The organism is Algoriphagus aestuariicola (assembly GCF_017254835.1).
Taxonomy (GTDB): Bacteria; Bacteroidota; Bacteroidia; order Cytophagales; family Cyclobacteriaceae; genus Algoriphagus; species Algoriphagus aestuariicola.
Map to the genome: position 1 here is coordinate 1,596,300 of NZ_JAFKCW010000001.1, position 20,592 is coordinate 1,616,891.

Consider the following 20,592-nt stretch of genomic DNA (forward strand, 5'->3'; position numbering starts at 1 on the left):
AATTTGTTAGACCGATCTAACTTATTACTTTTGTAAATCTAATTCATCTGATTCATGTCAAAATTTGTTCTACTTTTCCTTTGCACATTTATTTATATCGGAGAAAGTATTGCCCAGCACAGCCTGGAGGGGCAAGTTTTGGTGGATTCACAACCTCTGGAATTTGCAAATGTGATTCTCAAAGGAACTGGTAAAGGAGGAGTGACTGATAGTCTGGGTTTTTTTCAAATCAATGATATTCCTGCAGGTTCTTACCAAATCCAGGTCTCAAGAATTGGTTTTTTGACAGAAAGTATTCAGGTTAAAATTCCAGATACAAAAACCAAACTTACCTTTGAACTCAAGGAACTGGACGGAAGTCTGGATGAAGTCGTCGTCAGCGGTACCATGCAGGAAGTTTCAAAATTGGACAGTCCTGTACCGGTTGAGGTTTACAGGGCAGCTTTTTTCAAAGCAAATCCAACGCCATCACTATTTGAGTCTCTCCAAAATGTCAACGGCGTTCGGCCTCAAATCAACTGTAACGTCTGCAATACCGGAGATATTCACATCAATGGTTTGGAAGGACCTTATACCATGATCCTGATTGACGGGATGCCAATTGTCAGCGGATTGGCGACAGTTTATGGCTTGACCGGAATCCCCCAGTCATTGATAGACAGGATCGAAGTCGTGAAAGGTCCCGCGTCGACCTTGTATGGTTCGGAAGCAGTGGGCGGGTTGATCAATGTGATAACCAAGCGGACGGAGGTTGCGCCGGTTTTGGCGGCGGATGCTTTCGTTACGGGTTGGGGAGAGGTCAATGCAGATTTGGGGGTGAAAAGTACCTTTGGAAAATCTGTTCAGTCCCTCACCGGATTGAATCTCTTTTGGTATGATCATCCAATTGACAATAACGGAGATGGCTTTACCGACCTCACCTTGCAAAAAAGGTTTTCCCTGTTTCAAAAATACCAGGTTCAGCGAAAAGCCGGGCGGGTATTTACCATGGCCGGCCGCTATGTAAATGAGGATCGCTGGGGAGGTCAAATGGAATGGACCGAGCAGGATCGGGGAGGAGATAAAATCTATGGAGAAAGCATCCGAACCCGACGATGGGAGGCTTTTGGGACTTATCAATTGCCGGTAAGAGGCTTGGTGAATTTTCAATATTCCCTCAATGGCCATAAGCAGGATTCCTTCTATGGAGACATTCCCTACTTTGCGGATCAGAAAATCGCATTTGGGCAGCTGACTTGGATGAAAGAAGCCGGAAAAAATAACCTGCTTTTAGGTGCTGCTTATCGCTATACTTATTATGATGACAACACTCCGGCCACTGCACAAAACGGCACCGAGAATTTTCCATCGGAGATTCACCTGCCAGGAGTTTTCGCCCAAAATGAATTTAAGATTTCCCAGAATCAAAGCCTTTTAGGTGGGATTCGGTACGATTACAACAGCTTGCACGGAAATATTTTGTCTCCAAGGCTGAATTATAAACTGGTCTCCGAAGATAAAAGCACGGTTTTTAGATTATCTATTGGAAATGGTTTCCGGGTAGCGAATGTGTTTACCGAAGACCATGCCGCATTGACGGGTGCCAGAGAGGTTGTGTTTGCGGAGGAACTTGCCCCTGAAAGAAGTTGGAATACCAACCTGAATCTGGTCAAAAAGGTCTATTCAGACCGCGGCAATTACTTTGGATTTGACGGTTCGGTTTTCTACACTTACTTCACCAACCGGATTGTGCCGGACTATGAAACCAATCCCAACCAGATCATCTACGCCAATTTGGATGGAAGTGCAGTTTCTAAGGGAATCTCTCTGAATTTCGATGCCGCCTGGAACTCCGGGTTTAAGGTTTTGGCAGGAGCGACTTTGATGGACGTAAGTTTGGAGGATGATGGTCAGAAAGTCCGTCAGCTCTTGACAGAGCGATTTTCGGGAGTTTGGACGATCGGATATCAGTTTCGGAAAATCGGAATTTCAGTGGATTACACAGGAAATGTGTACAGTCCGATGCGATTGCCGCTATTGGGGGAATTGGACGACCGCGCGGAATATTCACCGTGGTGGAGTATCCAGAATATCCAATTGACCAAGGCTCTTGGCGAAAAGTGGGAAGTCTATGGTGGGGTGAAAAATCTGCTGAACTTCACACCTCCAGCTAACAGCATTGCTCGTGCTTTCGATCCATTCGACAAAAATGTAGTTTTCGACGGGCAAGGTCAGGTAATACCGACCCCTGAAAATCCCAAAGCCTTGACTTTCGACCCGACTTACGTCTTCGCTCCAAATCAGGGGATCAGGGGATTTTTGGGTTTGAGATTTACTATCCTCTAGAAAAATATACTACCGAGCCTAGGTCCCGAAGGGCTACGAAGGACGAACAAACGCATGCCCTCCGATTTTTCTTCAGCTTTCTCAAAGCTTTCTGTATCGCAGCAAAAGCCAACAAAGGAAAAAGCCCGTGTCGGAAACTCGACACGGGCTTTTGGCTATTAGTGGTTAACTCAATTTGATCCTGGGGCACCTGCTTTTGGTTCGGAGCCCATTTTCTTTACAAGGTCTCCTTCTTTCAGTTCTTTGCTGACTACGAAATAGGGGCCAGAGATCACTTCATCACCCTCTTTTAGGCCTTCCAGCACCTCAATGTTTTCATAATCGGAGATTCCTGTTTTGACGGTTCGGATCTTGGCTACGCCATTTTCGCTGACGAATACGAGTTCCTTGTTTCTGGTCGTTCCGCCTGCCAAGGTGTCCACTTGGGTTTCACGCGTGGTGACCGCAGCAAGTGGGATAGCCAAGGCGTCATTTTTGGATGTCGTAAGGATTTCTACCGAAGCCGTCATTCCTGGACGGAACGGGTATTTATTTCCCTGCTTTACCAAATCCTCATAGGAGCTGTTGAGGATCCTGATTTTTACCTTAAACTCGGTCACGGCATCCGCTGAAGCCTTGGTATTCGCCGTGTTGGCGATGCTGGTGACGATACCTTTGAACTTTTTGCCCAATGCGGAATAGGAGTCCACATCGATCAGCGTGGTATCTCCCAAACTGAGACGAACGATATCGTTTTCGTTGACATCCACCCGCACTTCCATCTTGGATAGATCCGCAATGGTCATCATCTCCGTACCGGCCATTTGCTGGGTTCCGACGACTCGTTCGCCCTTCTCTACCAAAAGGCTGGAGACAATCCCAGAAACTGGAGAATTCACGTTGGTGAGGCGGAGATTTTCTGAGGCTTCGTTCACGGAAGCCTGGGAGCTTTTCACGATAAATTCGGAGGCTATGACATTCTGCTTGGCTGCCTCGAGGTCCTTTTCCGCCGAGATGTAGTTTGCACGGGCGGTTTCAAAATCCGCATCAGAGATGGCTTTTTGCTCATAGAGCGTCTTCTGACGGTTGAAATTGAGTTCTGCTTGTGTAAACTGGGCTTCGGAACGCTGAAGGGCAGCCTTTGTTTGGGAAAGATTTGCCATTTGCTGGTTGAGGTTAGCGCGGGTTCTTTCCAAAGCGGAGATGAAGTTGTCGGGTCTGATTTTCACCAGCAGCTTTCCGAGCTCGACGGAGTCGCCTTCGGCTACGTTGAGTTCGATGATTTCACCTGCGACGTCCGGGGAAAGTTTGACTTCCACCTCTGGTTGGATTTCACCGGAAGCGCTTACTTTTTCGATGATGGAAGTTTTTTTCACGGTGGCGAATTCCACTTCGGTTTCTTTGGCGCCACCGATCCATCCGGCTGATCTGCCGATGATCGCGACGACAATGATGAGTCCCACTGCGCCCAGCAGGTAATAAAGGAGTTTGTTGGACTTTTTAGTAGCCATGGTTTAGTTGAGGTTGATGGGGTTACCGAGATAAAAATCAAGAACTTTTACTCTGAAGATGTAGGTGTATTTTGCGTTTAGCAGGTCCGCCTGCGCGTTGAACAGGTTGTTTTGGGCCACTTGGAAATCGACCGAGTTGATAGCGCCCAGATCAAATCTCTGCTGCGCAATACGGAAGGTCTCTTGTAGGCTATTCACTCTGGTGACGGAAGCCTTGTAGGAAAGATCCGCGGCAAGCGCGCTGTTGTATGCAGTCTCGATATCAATTCTAAGTTGGTTTTTGGCTTCCAACTCAGCCACTTCTTGAATGGCCGTTTGGGCTCGAGCTCTTTGTAGGCTCGACTTGTTGTTGAAATTGGTGAAGATTGGAATGCTCAAGTTGAAGCTCAAAGCTTGGGAAAGGTTGTCTTTGAACTGTTGGGAAAACTCCGGTCTGTCCATGCCAAACACTTGGTCCACATAGTTGGTGAATACGTTGGCGCCTACTCCCAAAGAAGGGTAGAAGGCGCCCTTTGCTATCTTTTCCTGATACTCAGCACTGAGCACATTCGCCTCTGCCGCCTTGATCTCAGGCATGATGTTCACTGCCGTTTCGTAGATTTCCTCGCTTGTCTCAGCAGCCATCAGTCCCTCCTGCATTTCAAATTCCGGCTCGATGACGCTGAAATCGTCGGAAAAGGGAATTTGCATGGCCTGGGCCAAGTTCAGCTTGGCGCTTCGGTAGCTATTTTGGGCGTTGATCACCTCCAATTGGTTGGTCGCATTCTGGGACTGAAGATCCAAATAGTCGGACATTGGCAATGAGCCCGCATCCACCAGTTTTTTGGTTCTGGTCATCTGCTCGGTAGTTGTCGCAAGTTGGTTTTCCGCGATCTTCACCTGTTCGCGATTGAATACCACGTTGATGAACAAGTTGATAACATTGAGCGTGATGTCGTTTTTGGTAGCTTCCAGATTGTACAACCCCGCCTCCAGGTCAGTTTTGGCTTGGGCAATTGAATTGTTGATCCTCATCCCTTGGAAGAGCGGTACATTGGAGCTTGCCGAGAAATTGACGTTACCAATCCTGTTTGTTTCAAAGAGGTTGGTTACCGGGTTGATGGAGCGACCCCATCTCACCCCATAGCTGGATCCAGTACTAAGGGAGGGGTAGCGCTGCCCTTTGTTTTGTAGTAGCGTTGCCTCTGTGATTTCCTGGTTTAGTTCGGTACGCTTCAGAGTCAGGTTGTTTTCCAAAGCAATGTCTATGGCGGTCTGAAGGTCGTAGGGGCCTGGGGGTACTTCCTGCTGCGCATTGGTAAGACCCGAAAGTCCACATAAAAACAATACTAGCGTAAAAATCTTTCTCATAAGTATTAGTTGGTTTTGCCGGGGTTTTTGTGATTAAAGGTCAATATCGGGAATGTAAATCAGTTGGGAAATCCAGGGAAGCGACTTGAGATAGCTGGTCGTGATCTCCCGGATTCCCGAATCCATTTCAATCACGTGGCAGGCAACGTCGTTTTTACCTTTGCGAGAGACCGACATGGTCGCAATATTGGTCTTTTCTTGGGCGATGACGCTCGAGATAAAAGCAATGGCTCCGGAGATGTCCTCGGCTTTGATAATCAGCGTATGGTTTTGGGCCGAAAAATTGGCGACGAATCCATCGACTTCGGCAATATTGATCACGCCTCCGCCGAGACTTTCGCCCACCACTTCGATTTGTCTGTCTCCTTTTTTGAGGTTGAGTTTAATCGTATTGGGATGGTGGATGGAGGAGTTTCCTATGGATTTGAATTTGTAGTTCAAGCCTCTTTCAGCAGCGATTTCCAGCGCATTTTTGATTCTGGAATCGTCGGTCTTGAAGTCCATCAATCCACCCAATATCGCCCGGTCACTGCCGTGGCCTTCGTAGGTTCTGGCAAAGGAATTATAAAAGGTGATGGAAGCTTCCTCTGGTATTCCGCCCAGAACTCGTATGGCTGCTCGAGCGATTCTAACGACCCCTGCAGTATGAGACGATGAGGGGCCGATCATCACCGGACCTATCATATCAAATACACTGCTTTTGTTTGCCATGGCGACTTCTTGTCCAATTTTGGTGCTAACACTTTTCCTGACTCAAGAATAAGTTATTTTTTGTATTGTTTCGGCATTTTGGTGGCGTTAAGGTGCTTTTGTTTACTACTTTTAACACCTTCTTTTCTGAACAATTACAATATCTGATCGAATTTGAACACTTTTATGAGCGAAACTGATACAGTTTACGTTTTCGATTCTCCAACCTCCACCTGGCTCCCAGCTTCCGAGTTTCCTGTTCCCAATCGCGCCATGAATTTTGGCGATGGCTTGTTTGAAACGATGGTGTTTGACGGGGAAAAAATCCGCTTTTTTGATTATCATATTGATCGGCTCCAGCGGGGGATGCGCATGCTGAAGATAGCTGGATTTGGATCGCGGTTTTTGGCTTTACAGGATTGGATCAAGGAAGTGTATCCAGGGCAAAGACTTCGAATACGTTGGAATGTATTCCGCACCGGCGCGGGAAAATACACTCCCATATCCAATGACGCAGTGCAGACTTTGCATATTCAGGTATATTCTCCTTCGCCTCAAGTAAAACCCAAGACTTCATTTTCTGAACAGGTGGTGCTTTTTCCTTTTCCCTGGAGTCCATGCAAGACCCTCAACGCGCTGCCCTATGTGCTAGCCGCTCAGGAGCGTGAGGAGCGGAAGCTGAATGAGCTGATTTTGACCGATCACAAGGGTGAGGTGGCAGAGGCGAGTTCATCAAATATTTTCTGGAGAAAGGGCAAGAAGGTATTTACTCCAGCATTGGAATGCGGATGTATAGCAGGCGTGGCCAGGAGGGCTATCATGGAGAAAGTGCCTAGGATGGTCACCCAAGGTGTATTCCGGCCAAACGAACTTTTGGGCGCTGATCAAGTCTGGGTTTCTAATGTGACGGGTATTAGTTATTTGGAAAAAATCGATTCGATGGAATTTTCTACCGAGCTATGGGAGCCTTTGCTGGAAATTTTTGAATAAATCCGAGCTCTCCGATTTTTTTGCTGAGACCTTTCGACCAAACCCTTATATTTATCGACCTTAATTTGTAAAATTTAAACTAAAAGCTCTCAACATTACCCAAAACCACCAACCTAAGCTCTAACATGCTGCTAGAACCCATTGACCTCATTGTCTTTTTTGGCTACTGTTTCCTGATTATAGGAATGGGCATCTTTGTCTCCCGGGAGAAAAAGGGCCACGTCAAAAACTCCTCCGACTACTTTCTGGCTTCGAAAGCCCTCCCTTGGTGGGCGGTAGGAGCTTCCCTTATCGCTTCCAACATCTCCGCCGAACAGTTTATCGGCATGTCCGGATCCGGTTTTGCCCTCGGCCTGGCGATCTCCACCTACGAGTGGATGGCTGCGGCGACCCTGCTGGTAGTGGCGATCTTTTTCCTGCCCGTATATATCAAAAAGGGCATCTACACCATGCCGGGCTTCCTCCTAGACCGATACGACACCCGGGTTAGGACGACCATGGCTGTTTTCTGGCTTTTACTTTACGTCTTTGTGAATCTGACCTCCGTGTTATATCTGGGGGCGCTCAGTTTGAATACCATCCTCAATGTTCCTATGGTCTACGGGATCATCGGTCTAGCCCTTTTTGCCATGATTTATTCCATTTACGGAGGCTTGAAGGCAGTGGCTTGGACGGACGTGATCCAGGTAGTGTTTCTCATCGCTGGAGGGCTTGCCACTACCTATATCGCATTGCAAATGGTAGGCGCTGGAGACGCTTGGGAAGGCCTGGGAATCCTTCGCAAGGAAGTTCCCGGACATTTCTCCATGATTCTGAGCAAGGGTGAGATGATGATCCCAGATGGTAAGGGCGGTACCAGAGATGCCTATCTTGATCTTCCCGGCCTGTCGGTATTGATCGGAGGGATGTGGATCACCAACTTGAGCTATTGGGGATTTAACCAGTACATCACACAGCGGGCACTGGCCGCCAAGAGCTTGGATGAAGCACAAAAGGGGATGATCTTTGCGGGCTTTCTCAAGCTCCTGATGCCTCTAATTGTCGTTATCCCAGGGATTGCAGCTTTGGTAATCGTTAACAATGGGCTTGACGCCGGATTCATCAGCTCTATGCAGGATCCAGCGACCGGAATTATCAAATCTGACCGTGCCTATCCTACTTTACTTCAAGTTTTGCCAGTTGGTTTGAAAGGCTTGGCATTTGCCGCTTTGACTGCTGCAATCGTTTCCTCTCTGGCTTCCATGGCCAACAGCACTTCGACGATCTTTACCATGGATATTTACAGCAAGTATTTCGGTAAAGGATCCTCTGAAGCAAATCACGTGAAAGTAGGTCGGATCACCGCGGTAGTAGCATTCGTCATTGCGGCGATTGTTGCACCTGCACTGGGACAATTGGATCAGGCTTTTCAGTTCATCCAAGAATATACCGGATTTATCAGCCCAGGAGTATTTGCGATTTTCTTTTTTGGGGTCTTTTGGAAGAAAACAACCTCTAATGCGGCTCTCGTTGGAGCAGGATTGAGTATTCCCCTTTCAATAGTATTAAAAATTGTATTCCCGGACTTGCCGTTCCTTGATCGAATGGGTGTCGTATTTCTGGTATTGGCAGCCTTGATGATCATCATCTCCTTGGCGGAGGGCAAAGGCAAAGACCATCCTAACAGCATCGATATCAATGCCGATCTTTTCAAAACCAGTACTGGATTTAAGATTGGCGCTATCCTGATCGCGGGTATCATCGCGGCACTTTACACTATTTTCTGGTAAAAAAGAATGAGAAGATTACTATTGGGCATTGACATAGGAAGCTCCTCTGTCAAAGCTTCGCTACTTGATGCAGAAACAGGAAAATCCATTGCTTCCAAGGCATTTCCCGAGGAGGAAATGGGGATCGACGCACCTGAAACCGGCTGGGCGGAGCAAGATCCCGACATGTGGTGGAGATATGCCAAAGACACCATTGCATATGTTCTTAAGAAAGCCACGGTAGAAAAAGGGGAACTCAAAGGAATAGGAATCGCCTATCAAATGCATGGATTGGTGTGCGTCGACAAAGACCATAATGTCCTCAGGCCTTCCATCATCTGGTGCGACAGCCGAGCCGTGGGTATCGGCGAAAAGGCTTTTAAAGGTCTCGGTGAAGATTACTGCTTGCCCCATCTGCTGAATTCTCCCGGTAATTTTACGGCATCCAAGCTCCGTTGGGTCATTGAAAACCAGCCCGATATAGCTGCCAAAATCCATAAGATTATGCTTCCGGGCGATTTTGTCGCGATGAAACTGAGCGGGGAAATCCTCACCTCGGAGACTGGGCTTTCCGAAGGGATCTTTTGGGATTTCAAGGAGAATGGCCTGAGTGAAAAGCTCCTGAAGCAGATGGAAATTCCCATGGATTGGATCCCGGATGCCGTTCCTTCTTTTTCCCTACAAGGAAAAGTGACCGAGGCTGCGGCCAAGGAGACGGGATTGGAGGCAGGCGTACCGATTTCCTATCGTGCGGGTGACCAGCCCAACAATGCCTTTTCACTCCAAGTTTTAAAACCGGGAGAGCTTGCAACCACAGCGGGTACCTCAGGGACCGTCTATGGCGTCTGCGATACCCCGCTCTACGATCCACACTCCAGGGTCAATACTTTTGTCCATGTCAACCACTCTGCCGAAAAGCCTTCCTACGGTGTGCTGCTCTGCGTAAACGGAACCGGCATCCTAAACTCTTGGCTAAAGAAGGTAATGGGAGGGAAATGGATCGCTTATGAGGAGATGAACTCCATCGGCAACGGTGCACCTATAGGCTCAGAGGGTTTGGTCTTTATCCCCTTTGGAAACGGAGTCGAGCGAATCATGCAAAACAAACCCGTAGGCGCTCATCTACTCGGACTCGATCTCCTGAAGCATGACCGCAAGCATGTGGTGCGATCAGCACAGGAGGGGATAGTCGCCTCCCTGACCTATGGATTCCGAATCATGAAAGATATGGGTATGAACCTCAAGACCGTAAAGGCCGGTCGGGCAAATATGTTTCTCAGTCCTTTGTTCAGAAAGACGTTTGTTCAGATGAATGAGGTAAATTTGGAATTGTACGACACCGATGGGGCTCAGGGCGCGGCTAGGGGTGCCGGAATCGGCGCAGGGGTGTTTTCCTCGCAGTCAGAAGCTTTTTCCGGCTTGGAGTTGCTGGAAACGCTGGAACCAAATCCGATATTTAGCCAGCCATATATGGATGCGTATTTTCATTGGGAAACCAAACTGAACGAGATATTAAAATCCGGAATCGCCGGATAAAAACATACAAACCTATTTTACCTAAATAACCAATTAAACTATGTCCAAGACCTATTTTCCAAACATCGGCAAAATCAAGTTTGAAGGCCGAGAAAGTGAAAACCCATTAGCCTTTCGTTTTTACGATGAAAACCGTGTCGTAGCAGGCAAAACGATGAAGGAACATTTCAAATTCGCCATTGCTTACTGGCATTCCTTCTGCGCGACTGGTGCGGATCCTTTTGGCCCCGGCACCATCAAACATGCCTGGGATGAAAGTGCGGATCCCATCCAGCGCGCGAAAGATAAAATGGACGCGGCTTTTGAGTTTTTTACCAAGATCGGGGTAGAATATTACTGTTTTCATGACATCGATTTGATCGATGAAGGCGTGACGCTAGAGGAATACGAGGAACGTATGAAAATCATCACTGACTACGCGCTGGAAAAACAGAAGGCGACAGGGGTGAAGCTGCTTTGGGGCACTGCCAATGTCTTCAGCAACCCTCGCTACATGAATGGAGCCTCAACCAATCCAAACTTTGATGTACTGGCCTTCGCCGGAACTCAGGTGAAAAATGCGATTGATGCGACCATCAAGCTGGGTGGTGAAAACTACGTCTTCTGGGGTGGCCGGGAAGGCTACATGTCCTTGCTCAACACCGACATGAAGCGTGAAAAGGATCACCTTGCGAGATTCCTGACTATGGCCCGTGACTATGCGCGCAAAAACGGATTCAAAGGCACTTTCTTCATTGAACCTAAGCCAATGGAACCGACCAAGCACCAGTATGACTACGACTCTGAAACCGTGATCGGCTTCCTGCGCCACTACGGATTGGATAAGGATTTCAAACTCAACATCGAGGTAAACCACGCCACGCTTGCGGGCCACACTTTTCAGCACGAGTTACAGGCGGCTGCCGATGCAGGGATGTTGGGCAGCATCGACGCCAACAGAGGTGATTACCAAAACGGTTGGGATACCGATCAGTTTGCGCTAAACCTTCAAGAACTTGCCGAGTCACAATTGGTGATTTTGGCCGCTGGAGGTCTGCAAGGAGGAGGGGTGAACTTTGATGCCAAAATCCGTAGAAATTCCACCGATCCAGAGGATTTGTTCCTGGCCCACATCGGTTCCATGGATGCTTTTGCAAGAGGCTTGTTGATCGCTGCAGATATCATGGAAAAGTCCGACTACCTGGAAAGAAGAAAGACTCGTTATGCGAGCTATGATGCGGGAAAAGGGAAAGATTTCGAAGAAGGCAAGCTGACGCTGGAAGACTTGAGAAGCCATGCATTTGCATCCGGTGAGCCAGCTCAGATCAGTGGCAAGCAGGAATACTTCGAAAACCTGATCAATCGATTCATCTAAAAATAGAGATACAAAAAGCAAAATCCCGGGGCGATCGCTCCGGGATTTTTTGTTAAAGCGTCTCATGGATTTCTAAAGAATGGCTCTCAAAGAGTCCGAAAGGCTTCGAGGATTGAAGTTGTTTCCTATACCGAATTTGATTGAAACGCTGTGTTACCAGCACCTTAAGGCTAATCCACCTTCAAGGTATCGGCAAACTTTGCTCTGGAGACTCGGACGGTCTGCGAGGAAATGGTAAGCGCCCCCAAAAGCAACAGCACCAATGATCCCAAAGCGATCGTCCCGAGGCCAAATTCGACTCGGTTTGGAAGATTTTCCAGCCAAAGCTTATTGATAAAGTAACTCAAGGGCGCGCCCAGGATTACGGATATTGCCAGCATTTGCAGGTAACCCTTGCTCAGCAGAAGGGTGATGCTAAAGCTGTCTGCACCCAGAAATTTTCGGATTCCCACTTCTTTGGTTTTTCGCTCGGCGGTGTAGGTGGTCATGCCCAATAGGCCGAGGCAAGCAATGAATATGGCAAGAAAGGAAATAAAGCCGAGGATAGACACCACGTCAAAAATGCCCCGGTGCGTAGCCTCGATCTCTTCATCCAGAAATTGATAGGAAAATGGGTGCACTGGATCCAGTTCTTTCCACTGGCTCTCAAGGGCTGCCACAGTCTTCATCAGATCGGAAGAGGCGACCTTTACATTCAGGTATTGAAACTCACCTGGATTGTATTTCATCATCATGGGTGAGATCTCATCCTCATTGAGCAAAAGCTTATATCTGAAGTCCTTCGCCACACCCACCACAGTCAGCAGCGGACCACCCCACTTGGATTCAAATTGCAACCCGACCAACGCATCAGCTGAGGAATGCCCTAAGTCTTTGACCATTGCTTGATTGACTATGATTTGGGTCTGGGCCAATTGCTCATTTTCCGAAAATCCAGATCCTGCAACCAATTCAATTCCCAGGTTTTCATGGAAAGCCCGATCCACATGGAGAAGCCCGACAGATCGATAGTCGGAAACATCGCCCATCACTCGCACCTCGCTGTTGTTGTTGATACCGGTTGCGGGAATGATGTCGCAAGCCGAGATGGTCGACACGCCGGAGATGCTTTCGTATTGGCTGCGAACCTTTTGGTGGTCCATTCCCTGAAGAGAAATATTGACGATGTTTTCGGATTTGAATCCGTAGTCGAAGGCCATGTAGTGTTTAAACTGACTGTAGATCAGGATTGATGTCGTAATAAAAAAGAGTGAAACCACGAACTGAGATACCCCCAGGAATTTGCGAAGCCGCAACTTGCCCGAACCTCCGAGGTCGGACAGACTCTTCAATGCTTTGATTGGCTGATATCCGGACAAAAAGAGGGCTGGGTAGATACCAGCAAGGATCCCTACGATGATTGCCAGCAGGATAAAGCCTACAAAAAGGGAAGGAACGAAGGGAAGTTTGAAGTTCAGGAATTGGTTTACCCAAAGTCCCTTAAATGAAGGCACCAGAACCAGCAAGAGAATGAAGGCGATGACCAGAGACAAAAGGGCCGTCAGGATAGATTCGCTCAGAAACTGCACGACTAGGTTTTTGCGGAGTGCTCCGGTGACTTTTCTTATGCCGATTTCTTTTGCCCGTGTCAATGCTCTGGCGATCGATAGGTTGGTGTAGTTGAGGCATGCCGATGCGAGAATGACCAGAGCAAGAGCGATCAGGAAATAGTAGCCCAGTAGCGGCAATCTGGCTTTGCTGTCGTTGTTGACTAGTCCCAGAGCTACATCTCCAAGCGCTTGCGGGACCATCTTGAATCCAACGGTATGATCCGCTTTGATCTCTTCCGCTTTACGCTTTACGATGTCATCTAGGGCAATGCTCAGGTCTTCGGGCTGCTTGCCCTCGCTGAGAAGCGCGTAGGTGTAGGTTTGGAAGAAAAACTTCCAGTCATCCCGCCGATCTTCAAGTTTGGTGGCAGAGATAAGGGAGGGCATGGTACTGCTGGAAACCAACACATCAAATTCAAGGTGGGAGGTATACTTGGACTGGTCTATCACTCCAGTGATGGTAAAGTTGCCCCATTCCAAAGGTGACGTTCCGGTCGTGTCACTTCCCTGCGGCAGTTTCATCTTGCGATCCAGAAACTGAACCGTTTTTCCAACTGGATTTTGGTCGCGAAAGAGAAAACTTGCGAGTTCCTGGCTGACTACCATCGAGTAGGGTTGAGCCAAGGCTGACTTGGGGTTACCGGATTCAAGCTCAAAGCTGAACACCTCAAAGAATTCCGGATCCGCAAAGTGCCCGTTGATTCCTTTTGATTTTTCCTCAAAGGTGATGTCTCCACCAACGGCTGGAACCAGTTTGGTGGTGGTTTCCACTGCGGGATATTCCGCTAGCTCAGCGGCTAAAGGCTGTGGAGAGGTAGCATATTGGTTTCTTGATCCTTCGTAGTCGGAGAGGACTCGGAAGATGAGTTCCTTCTTTTCGTGAAACTGGTCGGAGCTATTTTGCTCGGCCAGCATCATCAATATCAACATGCTTATCGACATGGCCAAAGCTAGCCCAAAGATGTTGATGAATGAAAAGGTCTTGTATTTGAGGATATTGCGAAATCCTATCTTGAAATAATTGCGGAACATAATGGTGTGGTTTTGGTTTGTGGGAAGGCCAATGGGCTTAATAATTCCGGGGCGAAAGAGGAGCGCGACATCCGCGAAAAATCGAAGATTTGCCGTTGTCCTACCGGATGCTTTGACACGGGTGCGATAAAGTTCGATCAGATCTCCCTCTATGCTATCCCGAATCTCAGGATCGCAAAAGGCACGGAATATCCGCATGGGAAACCTGGGCGGGAGAGTAGTGTCTTTCTTCATCGCACTTAAAAGGCTGTTTTAAGATTCCAGACCACATCGGGAATGGCCTGCCACAGAGTCTCTCGGGTCGTCTTGGTATAGGCAAGCGCATCTTTCCCATGTGCGGTGAGTTGGTAGAATCGCTTGGGCCTCCCTGCCCGTTCCTGATTTCCCTGTTCCTCAGAAGACTTCAGGAATCCTTTGGTTTCTAGGCGTCTCAAAGCCGCCTGCAAAGCACCCACGCTCACACCTCGTTTGAGACGATCCTCCATCTCCGATTTGATTGCCAGTCCGTAGGCTTCCTGATAAAGGATTCCCACGGTGAGCAATACCAGTTCTTCAAATTCGCCCAATTGAAATTTCTTCATAGCCCGTTAATAAATTCCTAATTGTAGTATTCAACCTCGTGCCAAGCGTCAAAAAACGGCTACAGCGTGGAAAAAGGCGATTTTCAAGGAATTGGGCTGTTCAATAGCGTACAGCCTTTTGTTTGATTGCGACCAAAAAATCTGTGACGGGCGAGACTATCGGGGATTCAAGCGGATGTGTAAACGCTGAATCTCAGATCATCTATCTCTTGATGAGCCGGTGAATGGTGTTCATCTTTTCCAACACTGCAGGACTCACCACAAATGGATAGGCATCGGGCACACCCATGGATCTGTTTAGGCTATTGATAGTAAAGGAAACCGGCATCCAAGCGTGGAAGATTTTTTCAAATTTGGAAATGCTATACGGGTCGGTTTCAATGGTTCCTCTCAAAATTTTGGATTTCACTTTTGGTCTTACCGAAAGGCCAAAATAGTAGGCCGTTTCTGCCATGTCGAGAATATGGAGATAATGGGCCCAAGTTTCGGCCCAGTCTTCCCAAGGATGGGCGCTTGCATAAGCACTGATGTGGCTGTTTTGCCAATCAGCCGCTGCTCCCTGTTCATAGTATCGGCTCAAGGATTCCCCGTAGTTGGTTCTTTCATCCCCAAAGACATTTCTGAAGCTGGATTGTGCCTGCTCCCTGCCTGCAACCAACTGGTCCCAATAATAGTGGCCGACCTCGTGTCTGAAGTGTCCAATCAACGTGCGGTAGACTTCGGACAGCTGCGTTCTGATCTGCTCTCGGTGAACTGAATCCGCCTCGGAAAGGAGTATTGTGACGACCCCGTCTGCATGGCCGGTCATGACCTTAGAATCGTTTGTCTTGGAGATAAAGTCAAAGCAAAGGCCTCCCTCTGGTACGAGCATCTTGCTGGACAAAGGAAGTCCTAGTCTAGCCAGCTGGTACACGAGGCGGTGTTTGGCGACTTCTAGCTTTCGCCATTTGGCGGTGTTTTCGCTGTCCGAGAGATCGGGAATGGTTCTATTAAGTGCGCAGGCAATACAGAATTCGTCTGAGCGGTCGGCCGGAATCAGCCAGTTACACACTCCAAATTCCAGGTTTTTACAATACTTGTAGGCTCTGCGACTTTTGTCCGAAATCATGGGAATCCGCTCGGGCCGAAAAGTCAGCATATCCAGTGCTGTCACGGAAAATCCACATTGATGTCCGCATTTTTCACAGTAGGTGTTTTCGAAAAACAGTGGATTCGAGCAATTGGCGCATTCAAATAGTTTCATAGCAGTGTGGAGTGGCGTTTTTGAGGCTGTAGGTCTGGTTTGCTTTAGGAATGCGGATTTTCTTAAGGGAAATTTTGCAAAAGGAATATTACCAGTTTAACAGGGTGACAAAATATGCGCCACGATCACGGAGGAGTTGAGTCTGTTCGCTTAGATGGAAATCGGGGGTATCGGTTGTTGTGTAAAATCCAGCCGGCATTTCTTTGCAAAGAGTTTTTTGTTTCTTTGGGAACAAGTTAGCCACTTGAATCAAGGTGGCGATTTAGTATGAAATGCGGCTATCTAGTCGGCCTTTGTTGAGTTATGAGCAGTATAGGAAGGAAATTGTTGATGGGCTTAGGCTTGGTGTGGAGCTTTTGTTTCCAGCCTGCCCATGGACAATCGCGACTGGATGAGCTGGTTTTTCGGGGTCTTGACGAGGATCTGGGGCTATCCAGTTCCAATGTGCTCGCCATCCTGCGCGACCCCAATGGCATGATGTGGTACGGGACGGCATTTGGCCTGTACCGGTACGACGGCACAAGGGTCAAGTCTTTTTTCAGCACCAAGGACACAACTTCGCTTTCCCATAACTCGATCGCCAGATTGGCCCTCGGACCGGATAATATGCTTTGGGTAAAGAATGTCAACGGCACTTTCGATGTGTATGACCAGGCCACTGGCAAGTTCACCCGGGGCACCCTGCAATTTACAAAGCGATATAGCCTGGCCTCAGATTCGATAGGGCAGGTAATGAGGGACCGGCAGGGAAGGTTTTGGTTTACCCATATGGAAAAGGGCATCAGCATCTTTGACCCGGTAAAAAAACACACTAGCTACCTGACTGCAGAAGGTAAGACGGGGACTCTTTCCTCAAATAAAGTCTCCGCAGTGGCGGAGGCCCCAGACGGGATGGTTTGGGCGGTCAATCAATCGGGTGTGATCGAGCTAATCGATCCGAATCGACTTATCGTGACCAAAACCCTAAGGCTTCCTCCTGCGAAAATTCCCGAACTGGCCAGTTACGAGCTGGTGATCGACTCGGATGGAGACGCTTGGGTCTTTGATCCGGAGCACGATCTCGGGGTATTTTGGGTGGACGGGCTGAGTCACGAGGTAGCGGTATGCAGGGAAAATGAAGGCACACTTCGGTTGAACAACAACATGGTCAAAGCGGTCCTTGAAGCCCAGAAAGGCCAAATATGGTTGGGTACGGACCATGGTGGCATTAACCTGATCGACAAAGGAGAGCGAAAGGTTCGTTTTTTTGACAACGAGGGAAATCCGGATTTGGCTCTTCCACATAGCGTGGTATACGCCCTTTATAAAGATCCCGAAGACATCATCTGGGTGGGTACCCATAAGAGAGGGGTGGCCTACTACCATAAAGGCTTGCTGCGCTTTTCGCATGTGCGTAAGAATTTCTCTGAGGCCAACTCTTTGCCTTTCAATGACATCAATGCATTTGCGGAGGACAGCCTAGGCAATCTCTACATCGGCACCAATGGGGGAGGTTTGATCTACCATAATCGTAAGAATAACACCTTCCGCCAGTACCGCCACGATCCCAAGGACCCCAAAAGTCTCACAGGGGACGTGATCGTGGATCTGATGATAGACCATGAGGGCATTCTTTGGATTGGAACCTACCTGAACGGCTTGGGGAAATTTGACGGTAAGAGTTTTACTAATTTTTCCTACAGCCAAGAGCAAACAAATGGAATACCGGGACCTAACATTTGGAAGCTTTTCGAAGATAGCAAGCATAGAATCTGGATAGGAACGCTGAGATCCGGTATGTCAATGTTGGAGTCTGATCGGCAGACTTTTCACAATTTCCCCGCAGGAAGCGAGCCATTTAGACCACACAACCAATACATCACCGGGTTTGCCGAAGACCGCTCTGGCAATCTTTGGGTGGCGGGCGGTACCGGCCTCAACGTCATCAATTATGACAGAAAGAGCAGCACATACTATTCGGAGGGCCAAAGGGTCGGACTGAGAGCGTCCAGTACAACGGAGATTTTTGCCGATGGGGAGGGTGTCGTATGGGTGACCACCCAAAACGGTTTGCATTATTTTGACGCTAGGGATAGCGTTTTTGTCCACTTCGGACAGGAGGAAGGCTTGCCCACCGGTTATCTGGTGGACTTGCTGGATGATGAGCAGGGCAACCTCTGGATCGGCACACAGGCCGGCCTCTCTTATGCCCAAATCGACCGAAAGGCCAAGCCTTTTGAGATCGTGTTTCAAAACTTTGACCAAAAAGACGGGCTGCAGGCTGCGCTTTTCAACAAAAACTCAGCGATAAAAACCCGCAGCGGCGAGTTTATCTTTGGTGGGCCAAATGGCTACAACATCTTCAGGTCCGAAAATTTTGCCTTTGAGCAAAACAATCCCCCGGTGGTCTTTACCGAGCTGCAGCTGTTCAACAACCCCGTGGAAGTGGGGGATGAGGTAGATGGCCGTGTCTTACTCAATCAGTCCTTGGAAAACACCGACAAACTGGTGCTGAATCATGATGAAAACATGTTCAGCATAGGCTTCAGCGCGCTGAATTTCCTATATCCTGAGAAGAACAGATACCGATATAAATTGACCGGCTTCAACGAGGACTGGATCTATCTGGACGATGACTTGGCCAAAGTGACCTTTACCAACCTCGATCCCGGCAACTATACGCTGGTGGTGCAGCCCGGAACGGTGCTGGGAGGATGGAGCCAATCGGAATACAAACTCGACATCGTCATCGAAGCTCCCTTTTGGCGAACGCCATTGGCCTACTTCGTCTATCTTGTGTTGATAGGCGCGGCTATTTATTTTTTCCGAAGCCAGCTGCTCAATAGGCAGAGGGAAAAGTTTGAGAAGGAAAATGCTCTTCGGGAAGCGAAGCGAGTGCAGGAATTGGATAGGCTGAAGACCAAATTTTTCACCAATCTGAGCCATGAGTTCCGCACGCCTCTCTCCCTCATTCTGACACCGACAGAACATCTAATCTCCAGCTCCGGCGACTCGACGCTCAAGGGTCAGTATCGCATCATACAGCGCAATGCCCGCCGCCTGCTAAAGCTGATCAACCAGCTCCTAGACGTAAAAAACGTGGACAAGGGCGCGCTGGCTTTCCATCCTTCGGAAGGCGACATCGTCCAATTTGTCAGGGAGTGCATCTCGGACTTTAGGGAGCTGTCCGAAAACCAGCACATCCACCTACATTTTGAGTCTCGAATGGATTCCCAGCAGGCGATCTTTGATGCGGATAAGCTGGAAAAGATCATCTTCAACCTCTTGTCCAATGCATTTAAGTTCACGCCAGAGGACGGCAGTATAGGCGTTACCTTGGAGATGCTCTCCGAGCACGAGGACAAGGGCATCCTGTCCCTGGCCGTCTCGGACTCCGGGGTGGGAATTTCACACGAAGATCAAGAAAAGGTTTTTGATCGCTTCTTTACTACCGAGGGCCACGGACAGCAACTGAACCAGGGAAGTGGAATCGGCCTCTCGCTGGCGCAGGATTTTGCCAAGATCATGGGGGGACTGATAGCGCTGGAAAGCACACCAGGCAAAGGCTCTACTTTTACGCTAACGATGCCGATAGGATTGATTTTGGCGGATGAAGACGAGGAAAAAGAAGAAATGACCGGAGAGTTCACACGGGACAAGAAAGACAGTATTCTAATAGTAGAGGATCACCGCGAGTTTAGAAACTACTTGAAGGATTGTCTTTCGGAGTCGTATCATATTCTGACTGCCGCTAATGGGGCAGAAGCTTGGGAGACGGCTCAGGAGCATATTCCGGACTTGGTGATCTCCGATTGGATGATGCCGGTGATGGATGGGAAGGAGCTTTGCCAGAAAATCAAGGGCGATATACGAACATCCCATATCCCGGTGATCTTACTCACAGCCAAAAAGTCTGAGGAAAACCATTTACGCGGCCTTGATAGTGGTTGCAATTTGTACCTCACGAAGCCTTTTAATTTGGAAGTGCTTCTACTGAGCGTGAAAAACCTGCTGCGCGAAAGAAGCCTAGTGCAGGAAAAAAACCGACAGAAAATCCAGATCAATGCCTCCGAGGTGGAAGTCGTTTCGATGGATGACCAATTGATCCAGAGAGCCGTGGAATTGGTAGAGCGGCATATTCAGGATGAGCAGCTGTCCGTGGAGTTCCTGAGTGCGGAGCTGGCCATGAGCAGGGTGCAACTCTACAAGAAGCTCCAATCCCTAACTGGAAAAAGCCCCATCGAGTTTATTCGTCTCATCCGGATGCAACGGGCCTCGCAGCTGTTGCTCAAAAGTCAGTTGAACGTAAGCGAAGTCGCATTGCGCGTCGGCTATATCAATGCCAAGTATTTTTCGAAGCACTTCAAAGGAGAGTTTGGCTGTCTGCCTTCAGAATATGCGGCGAAGACACTAGTACAGTAATCGTACCCTGTTTTTATTTTTGAAATACTGCAATTCGACAGTAGCCTCCTGAAGAGCTTCGTTTTTTTTAGACACCCTTATCCGAAACGGCGGGCAAAGCGGTCGGCAGATGTCGACTTTCTTTAATGATAGATAGCCTTCGAAAGGGAAGGCTGGCTTGTCAAAAGCCGTACTCTTTGGACTGCCTTAGCCAAGTCTGAACTATTCAATAGAGACGCTACGGAAATCTTTTTAACTGATTCAGGGAATTTTTGGAAAAAACC

Annotated in this window: 12 protein-coding genes; 6 read left to right on the forward strand and 6 right to left on the reverse strand. The window is 48.4% G+C overall.

Annotated elements, in window-relative coordinates; all coding sequences use genetic code 11:
• Nucleotides 1-54 precede the first annotated feature (54 nt).
• Nucleotides 55-2,325: a TonB-dependent receptor gene (locus J0A67_RS06710; protein WP_206568490.1), complete on the forward strand. Its 2,271-nt coding sequence runs from the start codon at nt 55-57 to the stop codon at nt 2,323-2,325.
• A 170-nt stretch (nt 2,326-2,495) separates the two neighbouring features.
• On the opposite strand, the gene J0A67_RS06715 is transcribed toward J0A67_RS06710, so the two are convergent.
• From J0A67_RS06715 to sdaAB, 3 genes are read right to left on the reverse strand one after another with little or no spacing between them, the layout of a single operon-like run.
• Nucleotides 2,496-3,815 carry an efflux RND transporter periplasmic adaptor subunit gene (locus J0A67_RS06715; RefSeq protein ID WP_206568491.1) on the reverse strand — a complete coding sequence of 440 codons (1,320 nt, stop codon included), beginning with the start codon at nt 3,813-3,815 and terminating at the stop codon, nt 2,496-2,498.
• Between the two features lie 3 nt (nt 3,816-3,818).
• On the reverse strand, nt 3,819-5,165 hold the full coding sequence (locus J0A67_RS06720) for a TolC family protein (RefSeq protein ID WP_206568492.1): 1,347 nt from the start codon (nt 5,163-5,165) through the stop codon (nt 3,819-3,821).
• Nucleotides 5,166-5,198: 33 nt separating this feature from the next.
• Nucleotides 5,199-5,876 carry an L-serine ammonia-lyase, iron-sulfur-dependent subunit beta gene (gene sdaAB / locus J0A67_RS06725; RefSeq protein ID WP_206568493.1) on the reverse strand — a complete coding sequence of 226 codons (678 nt, stop codon included), beginning with the start codon at nt 5,874-5,876 and terminating at the stop codon, nt 5,199-5,201.
• Between the two features lie 165 nt (nt 5,877-6,041).
• Here sdaAB and J0A67_RS06730 point away from each other — a divergent pair, with 165 nt between their 5' ends.
• From J0A67_RS06730 to xylA, 4 genes are all read left to right on the forward strand, one after another.
• Nucleotides 6,042-6,845, forward strand: coding sequence for an aminotransferase class IV (locus J0A67_RS06730; protein ID WP_206568494.1), 804 nt, complete (start codon nt 6,042-6,044; stop codon nt 6,843-6,845).
• A 125-nt stretch (nt 6,846-6,970) separates the two neighbouring features.
• A complete protein-coding gene (locus J0A67_RS06735) occupies nt 6,971-8,614 on the forward strand; it encodes a sodium/sugar symporter (protein ID WP_206568495.1) in 1,644 nt (547 codons plus the stop codon).
• A 6-nt stretch (nt 8,615-8,620) separates the two neighbouring features.
• Nucleotides 8,621-10,129 carry a xylulokinase gene (locus J0A67_RS06740; RefSeq protein ID WP_206568496.1) on the forward strand — a complete coding sequence of 503 codons (1,509 nt, stop codon included), beginning with the start codon at nt 8,621-8,623 and terminating at the stop codon, nt 10,127-10,129.
• A gap of 40 nt (nt 10,130-10,169) precedes the next feature.
• Nucleotides 10,170-11,483, forward strand: coding sequence for a xylose isomerase (gene xylA / locus J0A67_RS06745; RefSeq protein ID WP_206568497.1), 1,314 nt, complete (start codon nt 10,170-10,172; stop codon nt 11,481-11,483).
• Between the two features lie 170 nt (nt 11,484-11,653).
• On the opposite strand, the gene J0A67_RS06750 is transcribed toward xylA, so the two are convergent.
• From J0A67_RS06750 to J0A67_RS06760, 3 genes are all read right to left on the reverse strand, one after another.
• A complete protein-coding gene (locus tag J0A67_RS06750) occupies nt 11,654-14,338 on the reverse strand; it encodes an ABC transporter permease (RefSeq protein ID WP_206568498.1) in 2,685 nt (894 codons plus the stop codon).
• Nucleotides 14,339-14,343: 5 nt separating this feature from the next.
• A complete protein-coding gene (locus J0A67_RS06755; protein ID WP_206568499.1) occupies nt 14,344-14,685 on the reverse strand; it encodes a PadR family transcriptional regulator in 342 nt (113 codons plus the stop codon).
• Nucleotides 14,686-14,887: 202 nt separating this feature from the next.
• Entirely contained in the window at nt 14,888-15,928 is a 1,041-nt protein-coding gene (locus J0A67_RS06760; RefSeq protein ID WP_206568500.1) for a zinc-binding metallopeptidase family protein, read from the reverse strand.
• A 303-nt stretch (nt 15,929-16,231) separates the two neighbouring features.
• On the opposite strand from J0A67_RS06760, the gene J0A67_RS06765 reads away from it, so the two are divergent.
• The gene (locus J0A67_RS06765) at nt 16,232-20,329 is read left to right on the forward strand and encodes a hybrid sensor histidine kinase/response regulator transcription factor (protein ID WP_206568501.1); all 4,098 of its coding nucleotides are present in this window, start codon (nt 16,232-16,234) and stop codon (nt 20,327-20,329) included.
• The last annotated feature ends 263 nt before the right edge of the window (nt 20,330-20,592 follow it).

Excerpts from the sequence above, each read along its gene's own strand:
- J0A67_RS06710 (WP_206568490.1), top strand. The coding sequence starts at position 55 with ATGTCAAAATTTGTTCTACTTTTCCTTTGCACATTTATTTATATCGGA.
- J0A67_RS06715 (WP_206568491.1), bottom strand. The coding sequence starts at position 3,815 with ATGGCTACTAAAAAGTCCAACAAACTCCTTTATTACCTGCTGGGCGCA.
- J0A67_RS06720 (WP_206568492.1), bottom strand. The coding sequence starts at position 5,165 with ATGAGAAAGATTTTTACGCTAGTATTGTTTTTATGTGGACTTTCGGGT.
- sdaAB (WP_206568493.1), bottom strand. The coding sequence starts at position 5,876 with ATGGCAAACAAAAGCAGTGTATTTGATATGATAGGTCCGGTGATGATC.
- J0A67_RS06730 (WP_206568494.1), top strand. The coding sequence starts at position 6,042 with ATGAGCGAAACTGATACAGTTTACGTTTTCGATTCTCCAACCTCCACC.
- J0A67_RS06735 (WP_206568495.1), top strand. The coding sequence starts at position 6,971 with ATGCTGCTAGAACCCATTGACCTCATTGTCTTTTTTGGCTACTGTTTC.
- J0A67_RS06740 (WP_206568496.1), top strand. The coding sequence starts at position 8,621 with ATGAGAAGATTACTATTGGGCATTGACATAGGAAGCTCCTCTGTCAAA.
- xylA (WP_206568497.1), top strand. The coding sequence starts at position 10,170 with ATGTCCAAGACCTATTTTCCAAACATCGGCAAAATCAAGTTTGAAGGC.
- J0A67_RS06750 (WP_206568498.1), bottom strand. The coding sequence starts at position 14,338 with ATGAAGAAAGACACTACTCTCCCGCCCAGGTTTCCCATGCGGATATTC.
- J0A67_RS06755 (WP_206568499.1), bottom strand. The coding sequence starts at position 14,685 with ATGAAGAAATTTCAATTGGGCGAATTTGAAGAACTGGTATTGCTCACC.
- J0A67_RS06760 (WP_206568500.1), bottom strand. The coding sequence starts at position 15,928 with ATGAAACTATTTGAATGCGCCAATTGCTCGAATCCACTGTTTTTCGAA.
- J0A67_RS06765 (WP_206568501.1), top strand. The coding sequence starts at position 16,232 with ATGAGCAGTATAGGAAGGAAATTGTTGATGGGCTTAGGCTTGGTGTGG.